The following is a 24,266-nucleotide window of genomic DNA, read 5'->3' as shown; positions in this document are numbered from 1 at the left end:
CGCAGCGGACGAAGTGCGCCAATCCCTTCCCGCTCAGGTCAAGAACCCGCGCAACAGTGCGGCCGTACCCGCGCAGTGCTCGCGCATGACCGCGCGCGCGGCCTCCCCGTCCCCGTCGAGGACCGCCTCGACCAGGCTGGTGTGCTGGTGCTGCGAATGCTCCAGGTTGCGCACCAGCAGCGGTATGCAGTCCAGCAGGTCGTTCAGGGTGGCCCGGACGGCCGCGTACTGCGTGGTCAGCGACGCGGACCCGGAGAGCTCGGCCAGGGTCAGATGGAGCAGGGTGTCGCGCCTGCGGTAGTCGTGCAGCGGGGCCTCGTGAGTCGCCGTCAGGGCGGCGCGCAGCCGGTCCGCGCCCTCGTCGTCGAGCCCCTGCGCGGCGCACAGCTCGGCCGCCCCGGCCTCCAGCACCTCGCGGAAGCGCAGCACGTCCTCGATGTCGACGGACGCGATCCTCCGGCGCAGCTCGTCCTCGCCGGGGCTGCCGGTGCGCCGCAGCACGAACGTACCGCCGTACCGGCCGCGCCTGCTCTCCACCAGGCCCTGGTCCTGGAGGACCTTCAGCACCTCGCGCAGGGTGACCCGGCTGATCCCCAGCAGCTCGGCGAGATCGCGCTCGGCCGGCAGCCGGCCACCGCCCGGCACCAGCCCGAGCCTGATCACCTGGAGGATCTGCTCCAGCGCCTCCTCGAAGCCGTTCCCCGCCCGGACGGGCCGCAGTACGGGCATCAGGCGGTCGATGTACTCGCTTTCCCCGGCCACGCCCCGTTCCCCTTCCAGGCCGATGGCCGGCCAGTAATGGTTGAACTCCACACCTTAAGCTTCGCAGCTTGAGTCTTCGGCTGAATTGGACAGTCCGACAATCGACGGGTCGGTGCCGGTGGCCGAACCCTAAGGTGTGGGGATGAGCAACGCGACACCGCCCGGCTGGTATCCGGACGCCGCGACACCGGGCACCGACCGCTGGTGGGACGGTACGGCGTGGACCGCGCACACCCGCCCGGCCGCCGCGCCGCAGGCGTTCGGCCCGCCCGAGCCGGTCGCCACGGCACCCGGCAACGGATCCGCCGCATCCGGCCGGAGCAGCACCCACATCGTCGCGCTCGCCGTGGCCGGGCTGATCGTCGTGGGCGCCGCGGTCACCGGCGCCGTCCTGCTCGGCAGGGACGACGACGGTACGCGGCCCGAGGCCGGGCCGAGCGTCTCCCCGCCCTCGCCCACCGCCGCCACGGCCACCCCGTCGCCCAGCGGTTCACCGGCCGAGGACGACCCGAAGGTCCTCGTCGACCAGCTCAACGGCATCACCCTGCCGATCCCCGACGGCTGGGAGAAGCCCGCCAGGACCGTCGACCAGGTCCTCACCATGCGTACCGTCGACTCCTACGACTGCCCCGGCAGCTCCTCCGACTTCTGCTACCACGCCACGGTCACCAGCCGCGTCGCGAGCGCCACCGGCATCACCTCCGCCGAGAAGCTCGCAGAGCAGGACATCGCCACCGCCGCCGACGGCGCCTACGAGAAGAACATCGTCGGCAACCGGACCCACGGCGGCATCACCTCCCACAAGGTGCTCGACTCCGGGTCCGTGAGCGTCGCCGGACGGGCCGGCCACCAGGTGCGCTGGCGGGTCGACACGGCCAAGGGGCCCGGCGGTTATGTGCAGTCGCTCGTCTTCCCGTCCCCGACCGGCAGCGAGTCGCTGGTCATCGTGCGGTACGCCTTCGACGCGGGCCCCGACGGACCGCCGCTCCAGCTCATGGACACCATCACCAAGGGGATCCGGCCGATCGGCGACAGCGCGACGAGCGGCGGCGCGGGCAGCTCGATCGAGCACTGAGCGGCTGCCCGGCGGGCCGTCCGGCTCAGAGGAACGTACGGCCCTCGCCCCGGTACGTCGGCACCGTCGCGGTCACCCGGTCGCCCTCTATCAGCTGCAACTCATCGAAGCGCTCGCACAGTTCACCGGCCTTCGCGTGCCGGAACCACACCTTGTCGCCGATCAGCAGATCGTCGGCCGGGGCGCCGAGCAGCGGGGTCTGCACCTCGCCGGGCCCCTCCTGCGGGTCGTAGCGCAGCCCCTCCGGCAGATACGGGACGGGCAGCCGGTCCGGGCCCGCCGGGCCGGACGCCGGATAGCCGCCGCCGAGGACCGTCACGACCCCCACACCGGGCCGGCGCACCACGGGCTGGGCGAACAGCGCCGCCGGACGGGCCGTGAACGACGTGTAGTTGTCGAACAGCCTCGGTACGTAGAGCCCCGAACCGGCCGCGATCTCGGTCACCGCACGCTCGGCCGCGGTGTGCTGCACACTGCCCGTGCCGCCGCCGTTCACGAACTCCAGGTCCGGCGCCACCGCCCGTACCGCGCGCACCACCTCGGCCCGCCGGACGGCCAGCTCCCTGCGGCCCGCGGCCTGCATCAGCCGGACCGCCCGGGAGCGCAGCGGCTTGCCCGCGACGGAGTCCCCGACCCCGGCGATATGGCCCTCGTACGCCATCAGGCCCACCAGCCGGAATCCCGGCCGCCGCGCCACCGAGCGTGCCAGCTCCGCCAGTTGGGCGGGGGAGCGCAGCGGCGAACGCAGGGCGCCGATCCTGACCCGGCCGCCGAGCAGCTGGAGCGAGGTGTCCAGCTCCAGGCAGACCCGGATCTCCTCGCTCCCGCCCGCCCGCGCCGCGTCGATCAGCTCCAACTGCGCATGGTCGTCGACCATCAGCGTCACCGCGGCGGCCAGCTTCGGATCGGCGGCCAGCTCGGCGATGGCGGCCCGGTCGGCCGACGGATAGGCCAGCAGCACGTCCTCGAACCCGGCCCGTGCCAGCCACAGCGACTCCGCCAGCGTGAACGACATGATCCCGGCGAAACCGGGCCGCGCGAGCACCCGCTCCAGCAGGGTCCGGCAGCGAACCGACTTGCTCGCCACGCGGATCGGCTTCCCGCCCGCCCGGCGGACGAGATCCTCGGCATTGGCGTCGAACGCGTCGAGATCGACTATGGCGATCGGGGCGTCCAGATGGGCGGTGGCCCGGTTGTAACGGGTCCGGTCAGCGGCACGGGCAGTCATGGCCGCAGCTTGCCAGACGTCCGTACCGCTGGGTAGGGGGATGAACTGCGCAGATCGTCCCGGGCGGGGAACCGCCCGCTCCCGCCGGGGCCGTCCCACCCCGTAGAGTGACGGCACGCGGCAATCAACGGGCCTGCCTGTGAAGTCGATCCGCGCGCGGTACGGAACGGGACCAGGGGGGCGGATGAGTACCGAGGCGCAGCGCGCTCCTGTCCCGCCCCGCCCCACGACCCCGCCACCGACGCCCCCGGCGCAGGGACCCGCGACGACCTCCACGGGCGCGCCCGTCCCGACGAGCCGGAGCACACCCGAGCCCGCGGCCGCCGTCCCGCCCGTGGAGACCACGGCCCGGCTGAGGCCGGTGCCCCCGGCGCCCGCGACCGTCCCGCCCGTCGCGGCCCCTCCCGCCACCGCTCCGCCGCGCCCCGAGCAGCCGCCCACCGCGACCCGTCGGCGGCCCGTCGGTGCCGTGGACCTCACCCCGCGCCCGGGAGCGGTTCCGCCACCGGGCGGGCCGGCCCCCGCCTTCCCGCACGCCTATCAACAGCCGCAGCTGCAGCCGCAATCGCAGCCGTACCGCGTTCCCCCTCCCGAGACACCCGCCGAGACCACCACCCGGCTGCGCCCGATCCGTACCCGGCACCCCGCCAGGACCGCGGCCGCCGCGGCCTGCGTCGTGCTCGGGCTCGGACTGATCGGCGGCGCGGCCACCGGCGCCTGGCTCACCAGCGACTCCTCGGCCGACGCCGCCGCCCACAGCGCCTACACCGTGGGCCGCTCCGCCTGGCACAACGTCCCCGTGGACACCCTCTTCCCCCGCACCCTGACCGGTGACGGAGCGGGCCCCGGCGGTGCCGACCGGGTCTGGACCCGGATCGCCGTCGCCCCGGACAGCGGCTGCCGGGAGGCCCTGGACCCGCTGCTGGCCCGGACACTCGGCCCGGTCGGCTGCGCGCGCATGCTCCGCGCCACCTACACCGACGCCACCGCCAGCAGCGTCACCACGGTCGGGGTGGTCTTCACCGAGGGCGACGAAGCGGCGATGAAGGCGCTGAGCACCCGCTTCGCCGACCAGCACCTCGGCCGGCGCACCGACCTGATGCCCCGCACCTACCCCGTCAAGGGCACCGTCGCCGCCGGATTCGGCGACCGGCAGCGCGCCAGCTGGACCGTCCACGTACTGACCGAGGTGCCCGTCGTCGTGTTCGCCGTGTCCGGCTTCGCCGACGGGCGCACCGTCACCGACCCGCAGCCCGCCGACAGCGCCATGGCCGCGGACGCCACGACGGCCGCCGCCCAGGCCGGACTCGGCCACGAGGCCAAGGGCATCGCCGACCGGATCGAGCGTGGGCTGCGCAGGACCGTCACCGACCTCACGGAGAAACCGGAATGAGCCGCCGCACCCGCCGCCACCGCGCCCTGGGCGCGGTCTGCGCCGCCACCGCGTTCGCGCTCCTGCCCGCCGTGCCGGCCAGGGCCGATGCCATCCGGGACCAGCAGTGGGGTCTCCAGGCGCTCCACACCGACCAGGCGTGGCGGACCACCAAGGGCAAGGGGATCACCGTCGCCGTCGTCGACACCGGGGTCGACGGCAACCTGCCCGATCTGTCCGGCCAAGTACTGCCCGGCAAGGACATGATCGGCTTCGGCGCGGGCCGAGGCGACCGCTCCTGGGCCCGCCACGGCACCGCGATGGCAGGCATCATCGCAGGTCACGGCCATGGAACGGGGCGCAGCGACGGGGTGCTCGGCATCGCGCCCGAGGCAAAGATCCTCCCGGTCCGGGTGATCCTCGAAGCCTCCGACCCGGCCCGCGCCAAGGCCCGGAAGTCACGCGGCACGGCCCTCGCCGACGGCATCCGCTGGGCCGCCGACCACGGCGCCGACGTCATCAACCTCTCGCTCGGCGACGACAGCAAGTCCGCGCACCCCGACCCGGGCGAGGACGCCGCCATCCAGTACGCGCTGAAGAAGGGGGCCGTCGTCGTCGCCTCCGCGGGCAACGGCGGCGAGAAGGGCGACCACATCTCGTACCCCGCCGCCTACCCCGGCGTGATCGCGGTCGCGGCCGTCGACCGGTACGGCACCCACGCCGCGTTCTCCACCCGCCGCTGGTACGCCACCGTCAGCGCACCCGGCGTAGACATCGTCGTCGCCGCGCCCGACGGGCAGTACTACGTGGAGTGGGGGACCTCGGCCGCCTCCGCGTTCGTCTCCGGCGCCGTCGCGCTGGTCCGCGCCGCGCACCCGGGGCTGACGCCCGCCCAGATCAAGAAGCTCCTCGCGGACACGGCCCGCAGCGCCCCGGCGTCCGGCCGGGACGACGCCCGGGGGTACGGCGTCGTCGACCCCGCCGCGGCGATCGAGGCAGGCGCGGCGGTCCGCCCCACCGGCCTGCGCGCCGAATCCACCGAGACCGGCTACCGGAAGCGCTACTTCGGCTCCGGTCCCACCCCCGAGCGGCACGAGAACGGCGCCGCGGGCTGGCTCGCGGCGGGCGCGGGCGGTCTGGGAGCGGTCCTGCTGGCCCTGGCCGTGGTGCTCTGGCGCGGCAGGGGCCGGGGCTTCGTCACCGTACGGGGCTGACCGCCCAGCCCGTACGCACGGGACGGTACGGACCTGTCGGCAAGACGGCACGGCCCAGGCACTAGGCTCGCCCCGTGGCGCAGAAGAACATTCCGGACCCCGGATACTCCGACGACGACGGCACGGCCGACCCGGCACTGGCGGCGGCCCTGGCGGCCTGGGCCGAGGACCGCAAGGCCGTCGGCCCGGTACTCGAAGCCCTCAAGGGCACCCGGCTCCTCGTCCCGGTCGTCGCCGTGCTCGGGGAAGTGGAAGAAGACGAGAACGGGCTGCGTCGCGAGAAGACCAGCGACATGGCCGTCCCCACCCTCCAGGCCGGGGACCGCCGGGCCCTGCCCGCCTTCACCTCGACCGACGCGCTGGCCCGCTGGGATCCGCAGGCACGCCCCGTCGCCGTACCCCTGCACCAGGCGCTGCAGGCCGCCGCGCAAGAGAAGGCGGACACGGTCGTCCTCGATCTCGCCGGCCCGGTCGCGTTCGAGCTGACCGGCCCCGCGCTGCTCGCCCTCGCCGAGGGCCGCACCAGCGCCGACCCGCTCGACGACCCCGCCGTCACCTCGGCGGTGCGCGACGCGGTCGCCGGCGAGCCCTCGGTGCTCCGCGCCCACCTCGGGCCCGGCCGGGCCGACGGCACCCTCGCCCTGGTCCTCGCGCCCGGCACCGACCCCGCCGAGGCGGCCCGCCGGGTCGCGGAAGTGCTGGCGGCCGACGAGGTCCTGCGCGCCCGCCTGGTGCGCGGCCTGGACCTGGCGCTGCTGCCGGCCGACGCCGTCACACCGGGCGAGCCGCTCTTCACGCGCTGACCGCGCCGCAACGCAATCGAGTCCCCTGCCCACCCGGGCAGGGGACTCGATCACGTCGAAGGAGCAGGAACGGGGAGGGGCTCAGCCGAAGACGGGGCCGGTGTACTTCTCGCCGGGGCCCTGACCGGGCTCGTCCGGCACGAGCGAGGCCTCGCGGAACGCGAGCTGCAGCGACTTCAGGCCGTCCCGCAGCGGGGCCGCGTGGAAGGAGCTGATCTCGGTGGCGCTGGCGTCCAGCAGCCCGGCCAGCGCGTGCACCAGCTTGCGGGCCTCGTCGAGGTCCTTGTGCTCGTCGCCGTCCTCGGTCAGCCCGAGCTTCACGGCGGCGGCGCTCATCAGATTGACCGCGACCGTCACGATCACCTCGACCGCGGGCACCTCCGCGATGTCGCGGGTCATGTCGTCGAAGCCGGGGGAATCACTGGTGGGGGTCGCGTCACTCATGCGCCATACGATAGGCCCACGCCGCTGCCGCCCCGTCCGCGGGAGCGCCGGGCGGCAGCCGGTTAGCGCCCGCCCGGGGGAGCTGCTAACCTTGTGTAACGACCGGCTGGGCAGCTATGTGCCCGGCCCACAAGTGGAGGCTCCGATCTCCCACCTTGACCGCCCTTCGGGACGGCGGGTCATCCGGTCAGGCGGTGACCATCGTTCCGTACGGACGATGGGACCGCCCGATGCGCCCCGCGGTTGACCGCGGTGGTTCCGGTTGTTCCAGGAGCCCCGCCTGTGTCCCGTCCGGGGCATTTTTATTGCACTGGTGCGGTTGGTCTCACGAAACAGACGTTACGTGGCTGCCCGCCAGGCGGCCGCGTGGTGCTACCGAGGAGGATCCATCAGCGCCGAGCCCCGCATCAACGACCGGATTCGCGTTCCCGAGGTGCGACTTGTCGGTCCCAGCGGCGAGCAGGTCGGGATTGTTCCGCTTGCCAAGGCCCTGGAACTCGCACAGGAGTACGACCTCGACCTGGTCGAGGTGGCGGCGACCGCCCGTCCGCCCGTGTGCAAGCTCATGGACTACGGGAAGTTCAAGTACGAGTCGGCCATGAAGGCCCGTGAGGCGCGCAAGAACCAGGCGCACACGGTCATCAAGGAGATGAAGCTCCGGCCGAAGATCGACCCGCACGACTATGACACCAAGAAGGGTCACGTCGTCCGGTTCCTCAAGCAGGGCGACAAGGTCAAGATCACGATCATGTTCCGTGGTCGTGAGCAGTCCCGCCCCGAGCTGGGCTTCCGACTGCTCCAGCGTTTGGCTTCGGACGTGGAGGAACTCGGCTTCATCGAGTCCAACCCGAAGCAGGACGGCCGGAACATGATCATGGTTCTGGGCCCGCACAAGAAGAAGACCGAAGCCATGGCCGAGGCCCGCGAGGCCCAGGCCGCCCGCAAGGCGGGGCGTCAGGGTTCCACCCCCGACGCCGAGGCCGCGGGCGAGGCTGCCGAAGCGCAGCCCGAGGCTCCGGCCGAGACACCTTCCGAGGCCTGACCTCAGGGGCCGCCATCCAGGCGGCCCCGGGTCTCCCCGGAATTCCCACCAAGATCTGACGCCCCTGCTGCCCGGTGCCCGCACCGCGAGGGGCGCCACTGACGAGGAGAGAACGGCGCGATGCCGAAGAACAAGACGCACAGCGGTGCCAGCAAGCGCTTCAAGATCACCGGCTCCGGCAAGGTGCTCCGTGAGCGCGCAGGCAAGCGCCACCTTCTTGAGCACAAGTCGTCCAAGAAGACCCGCTCGCTGACCGGCACGGTCGTAGTGGCTCCGTCCGACGCCAAGAAGATCAAGAAGCTTCTCGGCAAGTGAGTCCGCGGCCCGCGGTGAATCCGCGGGCGGCGTATTCGAGACCGGGACCAATTCGTTTCCGGGCTGGGTGAGTCGACACCACGAACACCAGCCCCGCTACAAGGAGTTAAAAAGTGGCACGCGTCAAGCGGGCAGTAAACGCTCACAAGAAGCGCCGGGCAATCCTCGAGCAGGCCAGCGGCTACCGCGGCCAGCGCTCCCGCCTGTACCGCAAGGCGAAGGAGCAGGTCACCCACTCCCTCGTCTACAACTACAACGACCGCAAGAAGCGCAAGGGCGACTTCCGTCAGCTGTGGATCCAGCGCATCAACGCCGCTGCCCGCCAGAACGGCATGACGTACAACCGCCTCATCCAGGGTCTGAAGGCCGCCAACATCGAGGTGGACCGCAAGATCCTGGCCGAGCTCGCGGTCAACGACAGCAACGCGTTCGCCGCCCTCGTCGAGGTTGCCCAGAAGGCCCTCCCGAGCGACGTCAACGCCCCGAAGGCCGCCTGATCCAGGTCGCACTGTCTTCCGTTCCGGACCCGCAGGCGCTCGCCGTCTGCGGGTCCGGTGCGTTGCACGACGCATTCCGTACGTCCGACACCTCCGTACGCAGAGAGGCTCGCCGCCGACCATGGGCACCCCCGAACTGATCTCCCCGCGATCGCCGCGCGTCACCGCCGCCCGGCGGCTGGCCAAGCGCAACTTCCGCGGCAAGGAGCGCAGGTTCATCGCCGAGGGGCCGCAGGCCGTGCGCGAGGCCGCCGAGCACCGCGGCAGCGACGGCGAGCCGACCCTGATCGAGCTGTTCGCCACCGTCGAGGCGGCCGAGCGGTACGCCGACATCGTCGCCGCCGCCCACGCGGCCGGCGCCCGGGTGCACCTCGCCGACGGCGACGTGCTCGCCGACGTCTCGCAGACCGTCACCCCGCAGGGCCTGATCGGTGTCTGCCGCTTCCTCGACTCCCCGTTCGACGCGATCCTCGCCGCGAAGCCGAAGCTGGTCGCCGTCCTCGCCCACGTACGCGACCCCGGGAACGCCGGGACGGTGCTGCGCTGCGCCGACGCGGCGGGCGCCGACGCCGTCGTGCTCACCGACGCCTCGGTGGACCTGTACAACCCCAAGTCGGTCCGGGCCTCGGTGGGTTCGCTCTTCCATCTGCCGGTCGCCGTCGGTGTCCCGGTCGAGCAGGCCGTGCAGGGGCTGCGGGCGGCGGGCGTACGGATCCTCGCCGCCGACGGCGCGGGCGACGACGACCTCGACGACGAGCTCGACGCGGGCACCATGGGCGGGCCGACCGCCTGGGTCTTCGGCAACGAGGCCTGGGGCCTGCCGGAGGAGACCCGGGCCCTGGCCGACGCGGTCGTGCGGGTGCCCATCCACGGCAAGGCGGAGAGCCTCAACCTGGCGACGGCGGCGGCCGTGTGTCTGTACGCCTCCGCGAGGGCCCAGCGTCCGCGGTGACAACGCAGGGTGTCGCCGCGTCACCGACGACTAGTAGGGTGGCGAACTCGGGGGCCCACTGCACCGGTTCGAGAGGTGGGGTACGGGATATGGCTGTCGGCATGAGCACGCCGCGCGAGACACATGCCGCCGTCGTGCGCGCCGAATCCGCCGCCGAGGCGGACGACGCGGCCGAGAGCCCCGAGCCCGCGGCCGCCGGCCCGGGAATCGATCCCGACGACCTGCCCGACGGCCTGGTCGTCGCCGACGGGACCGGCCGGATCATCTGCTTCAACGCCGCGGCCGCCCGGATCACCGCGATGCCCCGGGCCGCCGCCCTCGGCCGTTCCCTGGAGCACGTACTGCCGCTGGAGGACCTCAAGGGCCGCCGCTGGTGGGCCCTGACCGACCCCTACGGCGGCCTCGCCACCCGGGTCGGCCAGCCCGAACGCAATCTGCTGCTGCCCGGCGGCCGGGAGGTCCTGGTCTCCGCCCGCTACGTGCGCGAGCACCCGACCGGACCGGTGCGCCGGGTGGTGGTCTCGCTGCGCGGCACCGAGGCCCGCCGCCGCAACGAACGCAGCCACGCCGAGCTGATCGCCACGGTCGCCCATGAGCTGCGCTCCCCGCTGACCTCCGTCAAGGGCTTCACCGCGACCCTCCTCGCCAAGTGGGAGCGGTTCACCGACGACCAGAAGCGGCTGATGCTGGAGACGGTCGACGCCGACGCGGGCCGCGTCACCCGGCTCATCGCCGAACTGCTCGACATCTCCCGGATCGACTCCGGACGCCTGGAGCTGCGGCGCCAGCCGGTGGACCTCTCCCTCGCCGTCGAACGCCACGTCCAGGCCCTCACCGCGACCGGCCAGAACCCCGACCGCTTCCTCGTCCGCACCTGCCAGCCGCTGCCCGCCGTCTGGGCCGACCCGGACAAGGTCGACCAGGTGCTCGGCAACCTGCTGGAAAACGCGGTGCGCCACGGCGAGGGAACCGTCACCATTGAAGTCGCACCCGCACCCGCGAAGAGCGACGAGAAGGGAACGGCGGTCACCGTGAGCGACGAAGGCCCCGGCATCCCCGAGGAGTCGATGGGCCGTGTCTTCACCCGCTTCTGGCGGGGGAGCAAGCGCGGCGGTACGGGCCTGGGCCTCTACATCGTCAAGGGCATCGTCGAGGCGCACGGCGGCACGATCACGGTCGGCCGCGGCCCCGGCGGCGGCGCGGAATTCCGATTTATCCTGCCCGTGAGCACGCCGGCCTACCTGGTCTGAGCGGGCCCACGGGCCTCCCACACATCCTGTGGCCCTTAGACTCGACCTTTGGCACCTTTGCGTCCTCCAGTCGTCGATCGGGGCCATGGGGGTCCGGGGCCTTCCCCGGTAAGCGCAGTATCAGCCAATCGGAAGCACGGGAAGAGATGTCGGCACCGAACAAGTCGTACGACCCAGTCGAGGTCGAGGCACTGAAACCGGAAGAGATCGAGCGCATGCGGGACGAGGCGTTCGCCGCCTTCGCCGCCGCCGGTGACCTCGACGCGCTCGCCCAGGCGAAGACCGCGCACACCGGGGGCACCTCACCGCTGTCGCTCGCCAACCGCGAGATCGGCGCACTGCCGCCGCAGGCCAAGGCCGAGGCGGGCAAGCGCGTGGGCCAGGCCCGCGGCGCCGTCTCCAAGGCCCTCGCCGCCCGTCAGGCGGAGCTGGAGGCCGAGCGGGACGCCCGCGTGCTGGTCGAGGAGGCGGTGGACGTCACGCTGCCCTACGACCGCACCCAGGCCGGCGCCCGCCACCCGCTGACGACCATCATGGAGCGCGTCGCGGACGTCTTCGTGGCCATGGGCTACGAGGTCGCCGAGGGCCCCGAGGTCGAGGCGGAGTGGTTCAACTTCGACGCCCTGAACTTCGTGCCCGACCACCCGGCCCGGCAGATGCAGGACACCTTCTTCGTCCAGGGCCCCGACGGCGCCAGGAACGACGAGTCCGGGGTCGTGCTGCGCACCCACACCTCGCCGGTCCAGGCCCGCTCCCTGCTCGACCGGGAACCGCCGGTCTACGTCGTCTGCCCCGGCCGCGTCTACCGCACCGACGAGCTCGACGCGACGCACACCCCGGTCTTCCACCAGATCGAGCTGCTGGCCGTCGACGAGGGCCTCACCATGGCCGACCTCAAGGGCACCCTCGACCACATGGTCCAGGCGCTCTTCGGCCCCGACATGAAGACCCGGCTGCGGCCGAACTTCTTCCCGTTCACCGAGCCGTCCGCCGAGATGGACATGGTCTGCTACGTCTGCCGCGGCGCGTCCGTCGGCAACCCGGACCGCCCCTGCCGCACCTGCGGCAGCGAGGGCTGGATCGAGCTCGGCGGCTGCGGCATGGTCAACCCCAAGGTGCTCATCGCCTGCGGCGTCGACCCCCAGAAGTACAGCGGATTCGCCTTCGGGTTCGGCATCGAACGGATGCTGATGTTCCGCCACAACGTAGAAGACATGCGAGACATGGTCGAGGGTGACGTCCGGTTCACCCGGCCGTTCGGGATGGAGATCTGATGCGCGTCCCGCTTTCCTGGCTGCGGGAGTACGTCGACCTGCCGGCGACGGAGACCGGCCGTGACGTACAGGCCAAGCTCGTCGCTGTGGGTCTGGAGGTCGAGACCGTCGAGCAGATCGGCGCCGGCCTCAAGGGCCCGCTGGTCGTCGGACAGGTACTGACCATCGAGGAGCTGGAGGGCTTCAAGAAGCCCATCCGCTTCTGCACGGTCGACGTCGGCAGCGCCAACGGCACCGGCGAGCCGCAGGAGATCGTCTGCGGCGCCCGTAACTTCTCCGTCGGCGACAAGGTCGTCGTGGTCCTCCCGGGCGCCGTGCTGCCCGGTGACTTCGCGATCGCCGCCCGCAAGACGTACGGCAAGACCTCGCACGGCATGATCTGCTCCACCGACGAGCTCGGCATGGGCGACGACGGCACGCACGGCATCATCGTGCTGCCGCCGGAGCACGAGGTGGGCACCGACGCGATCGAGCTGCTCCAGCTCGTCGACGAGGTCCTGGACATCGCCGTCACGCCGGACCGCGGCTACTGCCTGTCCATGCGCGGCGTCGCCCGCGAGACCGCCATCGCGTACGGGCTGCCGCTGCGCGACCCGGCGCTGCTGGACGTGCCCGCGCCGAACGCGTACGGCTACCCGGTCAAGGTCGCCGACCCGATCGGCTGCGACAAGTTCACCGCGCGCACCGTGGTCGGCCTCCAGCCCGAGGCCCGCTCCCCGATCTGGCTGCAGCGCCGCCTGCAGAAGGCCGGGATGCGCCCGATCTCGCTCGCCGTCGACATCACCAACTACGTGATGCTGGAACTCGGCCAGCCGCTGCACGCCTACGACCGCACCCGCGTCGACGGGCCGATCGGGGTGCGCCGCGCCCAGCAGGGCGAGAAGCTCACCACCCTCGACGGCACGGTCCGCGTCCTGGACGCCGAGGACCTGGTCATCACGGACAACCGCGGGCCGATCGGCCTCGCGGGCGTCATGGGCGGTGCCAACACCGAGATCGCGGACATCGACGGCGAGCACCACAGCGCCGAGGTCGTCATCGAGGCCGCGCACTTCGACGCGATCTCGATCGCCCGGACCGCGCGCCGCCACAAGCTGTCCTCCGAGGCGTCCAAGCGCTTCGAGCGCGGATCCGACCCGCAGGCCGCCGCGGCCGCCGCACAGCGCACCGTCGACCTGCTGGTGCTGCTCGCCGGCGGCACCGCCGAGGCCGGGGTCACCGAGGTCAGCGCACCGTCGGCGCCCCGCACCATCGCGATGCCCGCGAACCACCCCGACAAGGTGGCCGGTGTCGAATACGGCCGCGAGACCGTCGTACGCCGCCTCCAGGAGGTCGGCTGCGACGTCTACGGGCAGGACGAGCTGATCGTCACCGTGCCGTCGTGGCGCCCCGACCTCAGCGAGCCGAACGACCTCGCCGAAGAGGTCATCCGCCTGGAGGGTTACGAGAACCTCCCGTCCACCCTCCCGACCCCGCCGTCCGGCCGCGGGCTCACCGACCGCCAGCGGCTGTACCGCAGGGTCGGCCGGGCGCTCGCCGGAGCCGGCTACGTCGAGGCGCTGAACTACCCGTTCATCGGTGAGGCCGCGCTCGACCAGCTCGGGCTCGACGCCGAGGACGCCCGCCGGCGCACCGTCAAGCTCGTCAACCCGCTCTCCGACGAGGAGCCGGCGCTGCGCACCACGCTGCTGCCGGGCCTGCTCGGCGCACTGCGGCGCAACGACGGCCGCGGCAGCCACGACCTCGCGCTCTTCGAGACCGGCCTGGTCTTCCGGCCCACCGGCACGGAGACGAAGGCAGTCCGGCTGCCCGTCGACCGCCGTCCCACCGCCGAGGAGATCGCCGGGCTCGACGCCTCGCTGCCGCGTCAGCCGCGCCGCGCCGCGGTCGTCCTCGCGGGCGCCCGCGAGCAGGCCGGCTGGTGGGGCAAGGGCCGCCCGGCCGACTGGGCGGACGCCATCGAGGCCGCCCGCACCATCGCCCACGAGGCCGGTGTCGAGGTGACCGTGCGCAGTGACCGGCACGCGCCGTGGCACCCGGGCCGCTGCGCCGCGCTGTACGTCACGGTGAACGGTGAGGAGACCCTGTTCGGTCACGCCGGTGAGCTGCACCCGCGGGTCGTCAAGGACCTCCACCTGCCCGAGCGGACCTGCGCCATGGAGGTCGAGCTCGACGTCCTGGAGCAGGCCGTCGACGGTGTGCTCCAGGCGCCGCGGATCTCCACCTTCCCGGTGGCGACCCAGGACGTCGCGCTGATCGTCGCGGAGAACGTCCCGGCCGCCGACGTGGAGCGGGCGCTGCACGAGGGCGCGGGCGAACTGCTCGAATCGGTGCGGCTGTTCGACGTCTTCACGGGTGAGCAGATCGGTGCGGGCCGCAAGTCGCTCGCGTACGCGCTGCGCTTCCGCGCGGCGGACCGCACGCTGACCGTGGACGAGGCCTCGGCCGCGCGCGACGCGGCGGTGGCCCTGGCCGCCGAGCGGACGGGCGCGGTGCTGCGCGGCGCGTAGCGTTTTCGCGCACAGACGGCGAGGAGGGGCGCATCCGGTGACCGGATGCGCCCCTCCTGCCATGCTCGCCGAACGGCGTGGACCGCACGCGGGCCCCGGCACGGCCCGGGGGAACCCGGCTCCGAGCCGACCCCGCAGCCACCCTCCGATCCGTGGGCAGTGGGCCGTGCGGTCCGGCGCCGTCCGCGCTGCCACGGAGTGTCGGGCAGGTCGGCAGGGCGGACGGCGCGGTTGCGGGTCGTCGTACTGTACGAGGGGGAGCAGACGACCCGTCCGCCTCTTGCGAGACGACTGATTCAACCCATCCGCGCACCGGCGCAACAGGGTGCGCAGCGGGACGGTTCGGGCATTGCGTTCACACCCCGTGTGAATCGTGCTCCACTGGTGCGACACGCCTCGGCGTGCCGAACCACCGGAGGGGCACATGGGGGCAACGGAGCCCAACATTCTGCTGGCTGCCCTGATCGAGGAGGCGGGCGTCTCCCGGGCGGGTCTCGCCGCGCACATCAACCGGGCCGGCCGCCCGCGCGGACTGTGCCTGCGCTACGAACACACCGCGGTGGCCCGCTGGCTGAAGGGCCAGCGCCCGCGCGGCCAGGTGCCCGACCTGATCTGCGAAGTGCTCGGCAAGCGGCTGACCAGGCCCGTCTCGCTGGACGACATCGGCATGGCGGCCCCGGGGACCGGCTCGCCCGTGCCCGGCTCCCCGCTCACCGGCTTCGTCGAGCGGGCCACCGCGCTGTGGCGCTGCGACGAGGCGCAGCGCGCGCAGGCCCTCGACCCGGCCGCCGTCACGGGCACCACGGCGGTGATGCCGGTCTGGGAGTGGGAGAACCCGCCGGAGGACGCCGACGTCTCGCGCGAGGGGCCGACCCGGGTCTCCATGGCCGACATAGAGACGCTGCGTGCGGCCCGCACCCACTACGAACTGATGTACCGCCGGGCAGGCGGAATCGCGACCCGTTCCCGCATCGTCGGCTTCCTCAACGCCGAGACCGCCCCGCTGCTGCGCGGCGGCTGCAGCGACGCGATGGGCCGCCGGCTGTACCGGGCGGCGGGCGGCCTGGTGGCGGTCGCGGGGATCTGCGCGTACGACTCGGACGCGCACGGGCTCGCCCAGCGCTACTTCCACCAGGCGCTGCGGCTGGCCAAGGCGAGCGGGGACCGGGGGCTCGGCGGCTATGTGATCGCCCTGCTGGTCAACCAGTCGCTCCACCTCGCCGACTACCGGCAGTCCGTGGCCTTCGCCCAGGCGGCACTGCGGGCCGCCACCGGACACATCAGCCCGGCGCTCGTCGCCGACCTGTACGCGATGCAGGCCAAGGCGTACGCCCGGCTCGGCGACGCGAGCGGGGCCCGGGAGTGCATCCGGCGGGCCGAGTCGGAGGCCGGGCGCATCCGGCCGGACCAGGAACCGGACGAGACGGGGTACGTCCAGCCGGGCCTGGTCGATGTGCAGGTGGCCGAGGCGCTGCTCGGCATCGGCGATCTGCCGGGCGCCCGGGAGCACGCGGCCAAGGCGGTGCGGATCCCGGCGCACGACCGGGGCCGGGTGCACCGGCTGGCCATGCTGACCCATGTCGAGCTGCGCCGGGGCGAGGCGGACCGGGCGGCGGCCACCGCCGTGGAGATGGCGGAGCAGGCCGCGGGCATGGAGTCGCGGCGGCTGCGCGACCGGATGCGCGCCGTGCGCGAGGACCTGGTCGCGAGCGGCTGCGCCGGCGCGGGGCGGGCGGCCGAACTGATCGACGGGGCGTTGCGCGTACCGCTGTGAGCGCGCTGGACGGCTCGTACTCACGGGGACCGGTACGTTCCGTTCCGGTGCCGCTCCTGCTGCGATGTTGCCACCTATTTGTCGAAAGGTGGCAGAGCCGTGCAATGGACGAACCTGAACGAACAAACCGTGTATGAGAATCGCTGGTTGCGGGTCAATCTGGCAGACGTGGTCATCCCCGATGGCAGCCATCTCGACCACTTCGTCGTCCGGCTCCGCCCTGTCGCGGCGGCCACCGTCGTCAACGGGGCCGATGAGGTGCTGCTGCTCTGGCGCCACCGGTTCATCACGGACAGCTGGGGCTGGGAACTCGCCGCCGGCGTCGTCGAGGACGGCGAGGACATCGCGGCCGCCGCCGCCCGCGAGATGGAGGAGGAGACCGGCTGGCGCCCCGGACCGCTGCGCCCGCTGCTGACCGTGGAGCCCTCGAACGGCCTCACCGACGCCCGGCACCACCTCTACTGGTCCGAGGAGGCCTGCTGGACCGGCCCGCCCAGCGACGCCTTCGAGTCCTCGCGCCGCGAGTGGATACCGCTCAAGCTGGTGCCCGGCCTGATCGCCCGAGGCGACGTCCCGGCCGCCGGAATGGCCGCCGGGCTGATGATGCTCCGTCACTTACGGCTGGGGTGAGGCGCCGCACGGAGGCGCGGCCACGCACAACCGCGTACGGGGCCGGCCGGGGATCGCCCGGACCGGCCCCGTACGGGCACGACGAAGGATCAGGAGTACGGGTAGAAGCCCGAGCCCGTCTTGCGGCCGAGCCTGCCCGCGTCCACCATGCGCTGGAGCAGCGGCGGAGCGGCGTACAGCGGCTCCTTGAACTCCGCGTACATCGAGTCGGCGACCGAGGCCACCGTGTCGAGACCGATCAGATCGGAGAGCTTGAGCGGGCCCATGGGGTGGGCACAGCCGAGCTCCATGCCGTTGTCGATGTCCTCACGGCTGGCGATCCCCGACTCGAACATCCGGATCGCGGAGAGCAGATACGGGATCAGCAGCGCGTTGACCACGAAGCCGGAGCGGTCCTGGGCGCGGATCGGGTGCTTGCCGAGCACGTCCTGCACCAGGGCCTCGGAGCGCTTCACCGTCTCGTCGGACGTGGTCAGCGCCGGGATCAGCTCGACGAGCTTCTGCACCGGGGCCGGGTTGAAGAAGTGGATGCCGATGACCTGGTCCGGGCGGGAGGTCGCCACGGCCAGCTTCACCAGCGGGATGGAGGAGGTGTTCGAGGCGAGGATCGCGTCCTGCCGGGTCACCACCTGGTCGAGCACCTGGAAGATCTCGGTCTTGACCTGCTCGTTCTCCACGACGGCCTCGATGACGAGGTCGCGGTCGGCGAACTCACCGAGGTCCGTGGTGAAGCTCAGCCGGGCGAGCGTCTCGTCGCGCTCCTCGGCTGTGATCTTGCCGCGCTCGGCGGCCTTCGAGAGGGAGTTGTGCAGCCGGGTGCGGCCGATCTCCAACGCCTCTCCGGTGGTCTCGGCCACCATGACCTCAAGACCGCTGCGCGCGCACACCTCCGCGATACCCGCGCCCATCTGGCCACAGCCCACCACTCCGACGCGTGCAATGTCGGCCATAGAGTCCGTCACCTCGTGCCTTTCGCTGTTCTGCGTGTCGCAGGTTCCCGTCTGATTCCGGTGCCCGCCCCGACCCCACGACGTTACTCCGCGGCCTACGGGTCATTGCGGGCCGGGGCGGGCATGCTCTGCGTTACGCCTGATTACAGGGGCGATGGACGATGGTGACGATGACAGAGAGACGGCAGGTGCAGCTTTATGCGGCAAATGGCCCGAAGAAGCTTTGTTGCGGGGGCGGCCGGGGTGGTCGCGGGGATGGTGAGCACCGTCACCATGGCCGGTGACGCCTTCGCGGATCCGCCCCGGCGGACCGAAGTGCCGGAGCGCTCCGGCCGCCGTCATGCCGCCCGGCGCGAGCTGCGCGGCATGTGGGTCGCCACCGTCGCCAATCTCGACTGGCCCTCGAAGCCGGGCCTGACGGCGGCCGCGCAGCAGGCCGAACTGATCGCGTACCTCGACGAGGCCGTCGAGCGGCGGCTGAACACCGTGATCCTCCAGGTCCGGCCGACCGCCGACGCGCTGTGGCCCTCGCCGTACGAGCCGTGGGCCCAGTACCTCACCGGCGTCCAGGGCAAGGACCCCGGCTGGGACCCGCTGGGCACCGCCGTCCGCGAGGCGCACAGCCGAGGCCTGGAACTGCACGCCTGGTTCAACCCGTACCGGGTTGCCAACCACACCGACCCGTCCCGGCTGACCGCCACCCACCCGGCCCGGCTGCACCCCGACTGGGTCCTGCCCTACGGCGGGAAGCTCTACTACAACCCGGGGATTCCGGAGGTCCGCCGCTTCGTCCAGGACGCGATGCTCGACGCGGTCCGCCGCTACGACATCGACGCCGTGCACTGGGACGACTACTTCTATCCGTACCCCGTGGCCGGGCAGGTCTTCGACGACGACGCCACGTACGCCAAGTACGGCGCGGGCTTCCCGGACAAGGCCGCCTGGCGGCGCGACAACACCGACAAGCTGGTGCGCGAGACCGCCGAGCGGATCAAGAAGATCAAGAAGAACGTCCAGTTCGGGATCAGCCCGTTCGGGGTGTGGCGCAACGCCGCGACCGATCCGCTCGGCTCCGACACCAGGGCGGGGGTGCAGACCTACGACGATCTGTACGCCGACACCCGTGGCTGGGTCCGGAAGGGCTGGATCGACTACATCTGCCCGCAGGTCTACTGGAACATCGGCTTCGCCGCCGCCGACTACGCCAAGCTGGTGCCCTGGTGGAGCGAGGTGGTACGCGGCACGGAAGTCGACCTGTTCGTGGGGGAGGCGCTCTACAAGGCCGGTGACCCGGCCCAGCCCGCCGCCTGGCAGGACCCGGCCGAACTGTCCCGGCACATCGACTTCGCCGCCAAGTACGACCAGGTGCGCGGTCACGTCTACTTCTCCGGGAAGGACGTGGTCGTGGACCGGATCGGGGCCATGGACCGGGTGGTCGCCGACCACTACCGCAACAGGGCGCGCCCACCCCGCTGACCGAAGGGCGGAGTGGACGCGATGGGTGATCGGGGCGGGCCGCCCGGGAACGGGCCGGCCCGCCCCCGGCCCGGGGGCGAAGAGCAGTGCCGAACGCCGGAGGCCGCTACGGAGTCTCCTAGGGCTGCTTCCGGGTTTCGGTGTGCTGTACGACGCTGTCGGGACCGGGTGAAACCAGGTGTTCGTGTCCGTCCTCGAAGCGGACGCGGTACGGGGGAGAGCCCCCGGCACCGAGCACTTCGACGATCTCTGCGACCTTGTCGTGCTGCCCCACGGTCCTGCCGTGTATCAGCAGCCGGTCGCCCGTGTGTGCCTCCATCGGGACTGACCTCCTCACGGGTGGCGGTCCATGTCGACAAGTCTATGGCCGAAAGCCGACTTCGCCCGGTGGGGGAGTACGGACAGTTCATCGCTGGGGTGTACGGACCGCTCACCGCGGCCGCCGGTCACGCCCCGCCCGCTGGGTGGCCGCGATGCAGACGAGCACCGCTACCGCGGCCACCGGCGCCGCCGCCGGGACCGTCTCGCCGAGCAGGAGGAACGACCACAGCAGGGTCAGCAGGGGCTGCCCGAGCTGGAGCTGGCTGGCCTGCGGCACCCCGATCTCCGCCATCCCGCGGTACCAGACGTACAGGCCGAGGAAGGTCGAAACGACTGCCACCCAGACCAGACCGATCACCCCGTGCGCCGTCAGCCGCACCGGCTCGGCCGGCAACGCGACCGCCGCCGCCACCACCGCGAGCGGCAGGCAGAGCACCAGCGCCCAGCCGACCACCTGCCAGCCCGGCATGACCCGGGCCAGCCTGCCCCCCTCCGTGTAACCCGCAGCGCACACCAGCAGCGCGCCGAACAGATACAGATCGCCGCCGGACAGCTCGCCGCCGCTCTGCTGCACGGTGAACACGATCACCACGGCCGCACCGGCCAGCGCCGCGGCCCAGAAGGCGCGGGGCTGCCGCGCTCCCGTCCGCAGCGAGGAGAACACCGCGGTGGTCAGCGGCAGCAGCCCCACGACCACGGCCGCGTGCGAGGTCGTCGAGGTCCGAAGGGCCAGCGTGGTCAGCAGCGGGAAGCCGATCACCACGCCCGCGGCGACCACGACGAGCCCGGCCCAGTGCCGGCGGTCCGGCATCGCGACGCGGCCCAGGAGCAGCGCGCTGCCCGCGATCGCAGCGGCGAGCAGGGTGCGCAGCGCCACCAGCGACCAGGGGCCGAAGCTCTCCAGCCCCCAGGCCGTGGAAGGAAAGGTCAGCGAGAAGGCGAGGACACCGAGCCCGGCGAGCACGAGACCGCCGCGGGACGACTTGCGGCCGGTGGCGGTACCGCTGCCGGTGCCGGTGGTCCGGGTGACGGGATCGATACCGGCCGATGGGCCGACCGCTATCGTACTGTCGTTGATAGCGCTACTCTTAGCTCTCATGCATGAGCGTAGCAGCGTCGCCGACCTCGTCGGATCTCTACGGAGCGAGCTGAACCGCTACTCACCCGGAGGAAAGCTGCCGTCCAGTCGCGCTCTCGTCGAGCGCTTCCGGGTCAGCCCTGTCACCGTCTCCCGGGCCATCGCCCAGCTCGTTGCCGAGGGGCTCGTGGTCACCAGGCCCGGCTCCGGCGCGTTCCGGGCACAGCCCCGTACCGAGGTGTCCCCGCCGGGCGACACCTCCTGGCAGGAGATCTCCCTCAGCGGCGACGGCGGGCCCGAAGCGGTGCCACGCACCGTCGACGCCTCCGGGGTCCTGGTCACGCTCGCCGCACCGCCGCCCGGAGTCATCGAGCTCAACGGCGGCTACCTCCACTCCTCCCTCCAGCCGGAGCGGGCGCTCGCCGCCGCCCTCGCCCGCGCCGGCCGCCGCCCCGGCGCCTGGGACCGGCCGCCCACCGACGGCCTGACCGAACTGCGGTCTTGGTTCGCCCGCCGGATCGGGCCCGCTCTCACCGCCGCCGACGTGCTGATCACCGCAGGCGGCCAGAGCGCCCTGGCCACCGCGCTGCGCGCGCTCGCCCCGCCCGGCGCCCCGCTGCTGGTCGAGTCGCCCACCTACCCCGGCATGCTGGCGGTCGCCCGCGCCACCGGACTGCGGCCCGTGCCGGTGCCCGTGGACGCCGACGGCGTACGGCCCGAGCTGCTGGACGCGGCGTTCCGGGCCACCGGCGCCCGCGTCTTCGTCTGCCAGCCGCTCTTCCAGAACCCGACCGGCGCGGTCCTCGCCCCCGAACGGCGCGCAGAGGTCGTCCGGATCGCCCGTGCGGCGGGCGCCTTCGTCGTCGAGGACGACTTCGCGCGCCGGCTCGTCCACGACGACGCCGGACCGCTGCCCGCCCCGCTGGCCGCCGACGACCCGGACGGGGTGGTCGTCCATGTCTGCTCCCTCACCAAGATCGCCTCGCCGAGCCTGCGGGTGGGGGCGCTCGCCGCCCGCGGGCCGGTGCTGGGCCGGCTGCGGGCCATCCAGGTCGTCGACAGCTTCTTCGTCCCCCGGCCGCTCCAGGAGGCCGCGCTCGAACTCGTCGGATCCCCGGCGTGGAGCCACCATCTGCGTTCCGTGTCGGCCGGGCTGCGCAGCCGCCGCACCGCCATGACGACGGCGCTGGGCCTGGAACTGCCCGGACTCACCCTCCCGCACATCCCCGCGGGCGGCGGCAGCCTGTGGCTGCGCCTGCCCGAGGCTGAGGCCGGTACGGACGAGTCCGCGGTGGTCTCGGCGGCCCTGCGTGCGGGCGTCGCCATCGCGCCCGGCCGCCCGTACTTCTGCGCCGAACCTCCGTCCCCGCAGATCCGGCTGAGCTTCTCCGCAGCCGCCGGGGAGTCCGAGATCGCCGAAGGGATCCGCCGGCTGCGCACCGCCTGCGACGAAGTCCTGACCGGTTCCGGGGGCGGCCGCCGGCCCTGACCGGGGCGGCCCGCACGCCCCATGAGAAGGGCGGTTCCAGCCAATCGGGGACGGGTGCCGCGGGATCCGCCTCGCCCCGGGCCGGGTCGGACGGACTTGTGGAGGCCCTCTTGACCGGAAGAGTGTTCGGATCCACGATCGCCGCCATGACTTCCAGAGTCTCGTTGGTCGCCGCGGCGCGCAGCTCCACCCTGCTTGCCGAGCGCTTCGACGACGACCGGCCGCTCGACCACACCGGTCTGTACGAGATACAGCTCGCCGCGCCCGCCCTCATACCGCTGGGCGCCGCCGAGCTGCGCTACTGCTCGCCGACGCCGCGCAGCCGCGCCACCGGCGACGCACTCGGCTTCGCCCCGCTCGTCCAGCCGGCCCTGCGCGACTGCGACATGGGCCGCTGGCGGGGCTGCACCCTCGCCGATGTCACGGCGTGCGAACCGGCGGCGGTCGACGCCTGGCTCGCGGACCCGCGCTCCGCCCCGCACGGCGGCGAACCGCTGCTCGCGTTCATCTCGCGGATAGGGGGCTGGCTGGACACCCGCCCCGCGTGCGACGGCGCCATCGTCGCCGTCGCCGAACCGGCGGTCGTCCGGGCCGCGCTCGTGTACGCGCTCAAGGCCCCGCCGTCGACGTACTGGAACGTGGATGTCGGGCCGCTCTCCACGGTCACTCTCACCGGAATGCCGGGCCGCTGGAGCCTCAGGCTCGAAGCGGGAGTCCGCTGACCGCTCGCCGCGACGGCCGGCAATCCGCGGTCCGCGCCCGCTCCGGAGGCGGGAGGCCCAGGCCCGACAGGAGCGGGAGTCCCTGGTCAACGGGACCGGAGCTCCTGGTCGACGTACGGTCCACGACCGGAGGCCGCCCGCTCCGCGCGCCATTTCGGCGGTGGCCGGGGCCGCCGTGGCCTCGCCGCCCCGGCCGCCGTGCACTGGCCGGAATTCGCCGCGACCGGCGGGGGAGGCCGCGTGCCGGCCGCCGTCACACGACGGCCGGCGCCGCCCCGCTCAGTCGTTCTCCTTCGGGGTGGTGAGCAGGGACAGGGCCTCGGCGATGGCGGCCTCGGCGGCCGCCTTGCCGATGCCGAGACCTGTCAGCACTCCCGTACCGTCCTCCTGTTCCAGCAGCGCGAGCAGGATGTGCTCGGTGCCGATGTAGTTGTGGCCCATCCGAAGGGCCTCCCGGAACGTCAGTTCCAGTGCCTTGCGGGCCCCGGCGTCGTACGGGATCAACTCCGGCAGCTCGCCGGCCGCGGCCGGCGGCAGCGCCTCGGTGGCGGCCCGGCGGACGTCCTCCAGGGTGATGCCCTGGGCCTTGACGAACGCGGCGGCCAGTCCTTCCGGCTCGCTGAGCAGCCCCAGGACCAGGTGCGCGGTGCCCACCTCGTCGTTGTGTGCCGTGCGGGCCTCGTTCTGCGCGGCCATCACGACGTTCTTGGCCCGGGGGGTGAAGCGGCTGAACCCCTGACTGGGGTCGAGGTCCGACACCTCGCCGGGGTCCTTGGCCACGAACCGCTTCTGGGCGGCCTGCCTGGTCACCCCCATGCTCTTGCCGATGTCGGTCCAGGAGGCGCCGGAGCGCCGGGCCTGGTCCACGAAGTGGCCGATCAGATGGTCGGCCACGTCACCGAGGTGGTCTGCGGCGATCACCGCGTCCGAGAGCTGGTCGAGGGCGTCGGTGTGAACCTTCTTGATGGCCTCGATCAGGTCGTCGAGGCGCACGGGATGCGTCGGGCGTACGGGATTCACCATGTGTCAACCTTAGGTTGACAGTCCCGGGGTGTCAACCATCGGTTGACAGTGGGGGTGATGAAGGG

23 protein-coding genes are annotated in these 24,266 nt (G+C 72.6%); 16 read left to right on the top strand and 7 right to left on the bottom strand.

The genetic code is table 11. The features are described from left to right. Positions 1 to 33 precede the first annotated feature (33 nt). Positions 34 to 729, bottom strand: coding sequence for a FadR/GntR family transcriptional regulator (locus ACFYY7_RS27055; protein ID WP_376309365.1), 696 nt, complete (start codon positions 727 to 729; stop codon positions 34 to 36). A gap of 175 nt (positions 730 to 904) precedes the next feature. Here ACFYY7_RS27055 and ACFYY7_RS27050 point away from each other — a divergent pair, with 175 nt between their 5' ends. After that, on the top strand, positions 905 to 1,837 hold the full coding sequence (locus ACFYY7_RS27050; protein ID WP_388665316.1) for a DUF2510 domain-containing protein: 933 nt from the start codon (positions 905 to 907) through the stop codon (positions 1,835 to 1,837). A 25-nt stretch (positions 1,838 to 1,862) separates the two neighbouring features. Here ACFYY7_RS27050 and ACFYY7_RS27045 read toward each other — a convergent pair whose 3' ends face one another. Further along, positions 1,863 to 3,065: an amino acid deaminase/aldolase gene (locus ACFYY7_RS27045; protein ID WP_388665314.1), complete on the bottom strand. Its 1,203-nt coding sequence runs from the start codon at positions 3,063 to 3,065 to the stop codon at positions 1,863 to 1,865. A gap of 469 nt (positions 3,066 to 3,534) precedes the next feature. On the opposite strand from ACFYY7_RS27045, the gene ACFYY7_RS27040 reads away from it, so the two are divergent. The 3 genes from ACFYY7_RS27040 (at position 3,535) to ACFYY7_RS27030 (ending at position 6,454) form a co-directional block, all read left to right on the top strand. Beyond that, the gene (locus ACFYY7_RS27040; protein ID WP_388665611.1) at positions 3,535 to 4,458 is read left to right on the top strand and encodes a hypothetical protein; all 924 of its coding nucleotides are present in this window, start codon (positions 3,535 to 3,537) and stop codon (positions 4,456 to 4,458) included. Next, a complete protein-coding gene (gene mycP / locus ACFYY7_RS27035; RefSeq protein WP_388665312.1) occupies positions 4,455 to 5,651 on the top strand; it encodes a type VII secretion-associated serine protease mycosin in 1,197 nt (398 codons plus the stop codon). The genes ACFYY7_RS27040 and mycP overlap by 4 nt, the downstream gene beginning before the upstream one ends. Positions 5,652 to 5,725: 74 nt before the next feature. Further along, the gene (locus ACFYY7_RS27030; protein ID WP_388665310.1) at positions 5,726 to 6,454 is read left to right on the top strand and encodes an SseB family protein; all 729 of its coding nucleotides are present in this window, start codon (positions 5,726 to 5,728) and stop codon (positions 6,452 to 6,454) included. Between the two features lie 81 nt (positions 6,455 to 6,535). On the opposite strand, the gene ACFYY7_RS27025 is transcribed toward ACFYY7_RS27030, so the two are convergent. Beyond that, on the bottom strand, positions 6,536 to 6,898 hold the full coding sequence (locus ACFYY7_RS27025; protein WP_388665308.1) for a DUF1844 domain-containing protein: 363 nt from the start codon (positions 6,896 to 6,898) through the stop codon (positions 6,536 to 6,538). A 343-nt stretch (positions 6,899 to 7,241) separates the two neighbouring features. Between ACFYY7_RS27025 and infC the strand changes: the two genes are divergently transcribed. The 9 genes from infC (at position 7,242) to ACFYY7_RS26980 (ending at position 17,142) form a co-directional block, all read left to right on the top strand. Further along, complete coding sequence (gene infC, locus ACFYY7_RS27020; RefSeq protein WP_388665307.1) at positions 7,242 to 7,940, top strand: translation initiation factor IF-3; 699 nt, start codon at positions 7,242 to 7,244, stop codon at positions 7,938 to 7,940. A gap of 120 nt (positions 7,941 to 8,060) precedes the next feature. Next, a complete protein-coding gene (rpmI, locus tag ACFYY7_RS27015; protein WP_072484441.1) occupies positions 8,061 to 8,255 on the top strand; it encodes a 50S ribosomal protein L35 in 195 nt (64 codons plus the stop codon). 113 nt (positions 8,256 to 8,368) lie between these two features. Next, a complete protein-coding gene (rplT, locus tag ACFYY7_RS27010; protein ID WP_072484442.1) occupies positions 8,369 to 8,752 on the top strand; it encodes a 50S ribosomal protein L20 in 384 nt (127 codons plus the stop codon). 121 nt (positions 8,753 to 8,873) lie between these two features. Continuing rightward, positions 8,874 to 9,704, top strand: a complete 831-nt coding sequence (locus ACFYY7_RS27005; protein WP_266736009.1) for an RNA methyltransferase — start codon at positions 8,874 to 8,876, stop codon at positions 9,702 to 9,704. A gap of 89 nt (positions 9,705 to 9,793) precedes the next feature. Further along, entirely contained in the window at positions 9,794 to 10,954 is a 1,161-nt protein-coding gene (locus tag ACFYY7_RS27000) for an ATP-binding protein (RefSeq protein ID WP_388665305.1), read from the top strand. Between the two features lie 146 nt (positions 10,955 to 11,100). Beyond that, positions 11,101 to 12,228 (top strand): phenylalanine--tRNA ligase subunit alpha, encoded by a 1,128-nt coding sequence (gene pheS / locus ACFYY7_RS26995; protein WP_388665303.1) that lies wholly within the window; start codon positions 11,101 to 11,103, stop codon positions 12,226 to 12,228. Continuing rightward, complete coding sequence (gene pheT, locus ACFYY7_RS26990) at positions 12,228 to 14,738, top strand: phenylalanine--tRNA ligase subunit beta (RefSeq protein ID WP_388665301.1); 2,511 nt, start codon at positions 12,228 to 12,230, stop codon at positions 14,736 to 14,738. Before pheS ends, pheT begins: the two co-directional genes overlap by 1 nt. Positions 14,739 to 15,162: 424 nt before the next feature. After that, entirely contained in the window at positions 15,163 to 16,512 is a 1,350-nt protein-coding gene (locus ACFYY7_RS26985; protein ID WP_388665299.1) for a transcriptional regulator, read from the top strand. 99 nt (positions 16,513 to 16,611) lie between these two features. Beyond that, positions 16,612 to 17,142 (top strand): NUDIX domain-containing protein, encoded by a 531-nt coding sequence (locus ACFYY7_RS26980; RefSeq protein ID WP_388665298.1) that lies wholly within the window; start codon positions 16,612 to 16,614, stop codon positions 17,140 to 17,142. 89 nt (positions 17,143 to 17,231) lie between these two features. On the opposite strand, the gene ACFYY7_RS26975 is transcribed toward ACFYY7_RS26980, so the two are convergent. Further along, positions 17,232 to 18,092 (bottom strand): 3-hydroxybutyryl-CoA dehydrogenase, encoded by an 861-nt coding sequence (locus ACFYY7_RS26975; RefSeq protein WP_072484448.1) that lies wholly within the window; start codon positions 18,090 to 18,092, stop codon positions 17,232 to 17,234. Positions 18,093 to 18,290: 198 nt separating this feature from the next. Between ACFYY7_RS26975 and ACFYY7_RS26970 the strand changes: the two genes are divergently transcribed. Continuing rightward, positions 18,291 to 19,568, top strand: coding sequence for a glycoside hydrolase family 10 protein (locus ACFYY7_RS26970; protein WP_388665296.1), 1,278 nt, complete (start codon positions 18,291 to 18,293; stop codon positions 19,566 to 19,568). Positions 19,569 to 19,686: 118 nt separating this feature from the next. On the opposite strand, the gene ACFYY7_RS26965 is transcribed toward ACFYY7_RS26970, so the two are convergent. Together ACFYY7_RS26965 and ACFYY7_RS26960 are read right to left on the bottom strand one after the other, a co-directional pair. Next, positions 19,687 to 19,887 carry a DUF1918 domain-containing protein gene (locus ACFYY7_RS26965; protein ID WP_388665294.1) on the bottom strand — a complete coding sequence of 67 codons (201 nt, stop codon included), beginning with the start codon at positions 19,885 to 19,887 and terminating at the stop codon, positions 19,687 to 19,689. A 111-nt stretch (positions 19,888 to 19,998) separates the two neighbouring features. Further along, the gene (locus tag ACFYY7_RS26960; RefSeq protein WP_388665293.1) at positions 19,999 to 20,988 is read right to left on the bottom strand and encodes a DMT family transporter; all 990 of its coding nucleotides are present in this window, start codon (positions 20,986 to 20,988) and stop codon (positions 19,999 to 20,001) included. Here ACFYY7_RS26960 and ACFYY7_RS26955 point away from each other — a divergent pair. Together ACFYY7_RS26955 and ACFYY7_RS26950 are read left to right on the top strand one after the other, a co-directional pair. Next, a complete protein-coding gene (locus tag ACFYY7_RS26955) occupies positions 20,987 to 22,456 on the top strand; it encodes a PLP-dependent aminotransferase family protein (protein ID WP_388665291.1) in 1,470 nt (489 codons plus the stop codon). The two genes, ACFYY7_RS26960 and ACFYY7_RS26955, sit on opposite strands and share 2 nt — an antisense overlap. A 146-nt stretch (positions 22,457 to 22,602) precedes the next feature. Continuing rightward, positions 22,603 to 23,178 (top strand): histidine phosphatase family protein, encoded by a 576-nt coding sequence (locus tag ACFYY7_RS26950; protein ID WP_388665289.1) that lies wholly within the window; start codon positions 22,603 to 22,605, stop codon positions 23,176 to 23,178. A 279-nt stretch (positions 23,179 to 23,457) separates the two neighbouring features. On the opposite strand, the gene ACFYY7_RS26945 is transcribed toward ACFYY7_RS26950, so the two are convergent. After that, complete coding sequence (locus ACFYY7_RS26945; RefSeq protein ID WP_388665287.1) at positions 23,458 to 24,201, bottom strand: Clp protease N-terminal domain-containing protein; 744 nt, start codon at positions 24,199 to 24,201, stop codon at positions 23,458 to 23,460. Positions 24,202 to 24,266: the final 65 nt, after the last annotated feature.

This window comes from Streptomyces sp. NPDC001933, assembly GCF_042890955.1.
Taxonomy (GTDB): domain Bacteria; phylum Actinomycetota; class Actinomycetes; order Streptomycetales; family Streptomycetaceae; genus Streptomyces.
This window is presented reverse-complemented; position numbering and strand designations above follow the sequence as displayed.

What these genes read in the sequence shown, in the direction of transcription:
- ACFYY7_RS27055 (WP_376309365.1), bottom strand. Translation starts at nt 729, where the DNA reads ATGCCCGTACTGCGGCCCGTCCGGGCGGGGAACGGCTTCGAGGAGGCG.
- ACFYY7_RS27050 (WP_388665316.1), top strand. Translation starts at nt 905, where the DNA reads ATGAGCAACGCGACACCGCCCGGCTGGTATCCGGACGCCGCGACACCG.
- ACFYY7_RS27045 (WP_388665314.1), bottom strand. Translation starts at nt 3,065, where the DNA reads ATGACTGCCCGTGCCGCTGACCGGACCCGTTACAACCGGGCCACCGCC.
- mycP (WP_388665312.1), top strand. Translation starts at nt 4,455, where the DNA reads ATGAGCCGCCGCACCCGCCGCCACCGCGCCCTGGGCGCGGTCTGCGCC.
- ACFYY7_RS27025 (WP_388665308.1), bottom strand. Translation starts at nt 6,898, where the DNA reads ATGAGTGACGCGACCCCCACCAGTGATTCCCCCGGCTTCGACGACATG.
- rpmI (WP_072484441.1), top strand. Translation starts at nt 8,061, where the DNA reads ATGCCGAAGAACAAGACGCACAGCGGTGCCAGCAAGCGCTTCAAGATC.
- ACFYY7_RS27005 (WP_266736009.1), top strand. Translation starts at nt 8,874, where the DNA reads ATGGGCACCCCCGAACTGATCTCCCCGCGATCGCCGCGCGTCACCGCC.
- ACFYY7_RS27000 (WP_388665305.1), top strand. Translation starts at nt 9,794, where the DNA reads ATGGCTGTCGGCATGAGCACGCCGCGCGAGACACATGCCGCCGTCGTG.
- pheS (WP_388665303.1), top strand. Translation starts at nt 11,101, where the DNA reads ATGTCGGCACCGAACAAGTCGTACGACCCAGTCGAGGTCGAGGCACTG.
- pheT (WP_388665301.1), top strand. Translation starts at nt 12,228, where the DNA reads ATGCGCGTCCCGCTTTCCTGGCTGCGGGAGTACGTCGACCTGCCGGCG.
- ACFYY7_RS26985 (WP_388665299.1), top strand. Translation starts at nt 15,163, where the DNA reads ATGGGGGCAACGGAGCCCAACATTCTGCTGGCTGCCCTGATCGAGGAG.
- ACFYY7_RS26975 (WP_072484448.1), bottom strand. Translation starts at nt 18,092, where the DNA reads ATGGCCGACATTGCACGCGTCGGAGTGGTGGGCTGTGGCCAGATGGGC.
- ACFYY7_RS26970 (WP_388665296.1), top strand. Translation starts at nt 18,291, where the DNA reads ATGCGGCAAATGGCCCGAAGAAGCTTTGTTGCGGGGGCGGCCGGGGTG.
- ACFYY7_RS26965 (WP_388665294.1), bottom strand. Translation starts at nt 19,887, where the DNA reads ATGGAGGCACACACGGGCGACCGGCTGCTGATACACGGCAGGACCGTG.
- ACFYY7_RS26955 (WP_388665291.1), top strand. Translation starts at nt 20,987, where the DNA reads ATGCATGAGCGTAGCAGCGTCGCCGACCTCGTCGGATCTCTACGGAGC.
- ACFYY7_RS26960 (WP_388665293.1), bottom strand. Translation starts at nt 20,988, where the DNA reads ATGAGAGCTAAGAGTAGCGCTATCAACGACAGTACGATAGCGGTCGGC.
- ACFYY7_RS26950 (WP_388665289.1), top strand. Translation starts at nt 22,603, where the DNA reads ATGACTTCCAGAGTCTCGTTGGTCGCCGCGGCGCGCAGCTCCACCCTG.
- ACFYY7_RS26945 (WP_388665287.1), bottom strand. Translation starts at nt 24,201, where the DNA reads ATGGTGAATCCCGTACGCCCGACGCATCCCGTGCGCCTCGACGACCTG.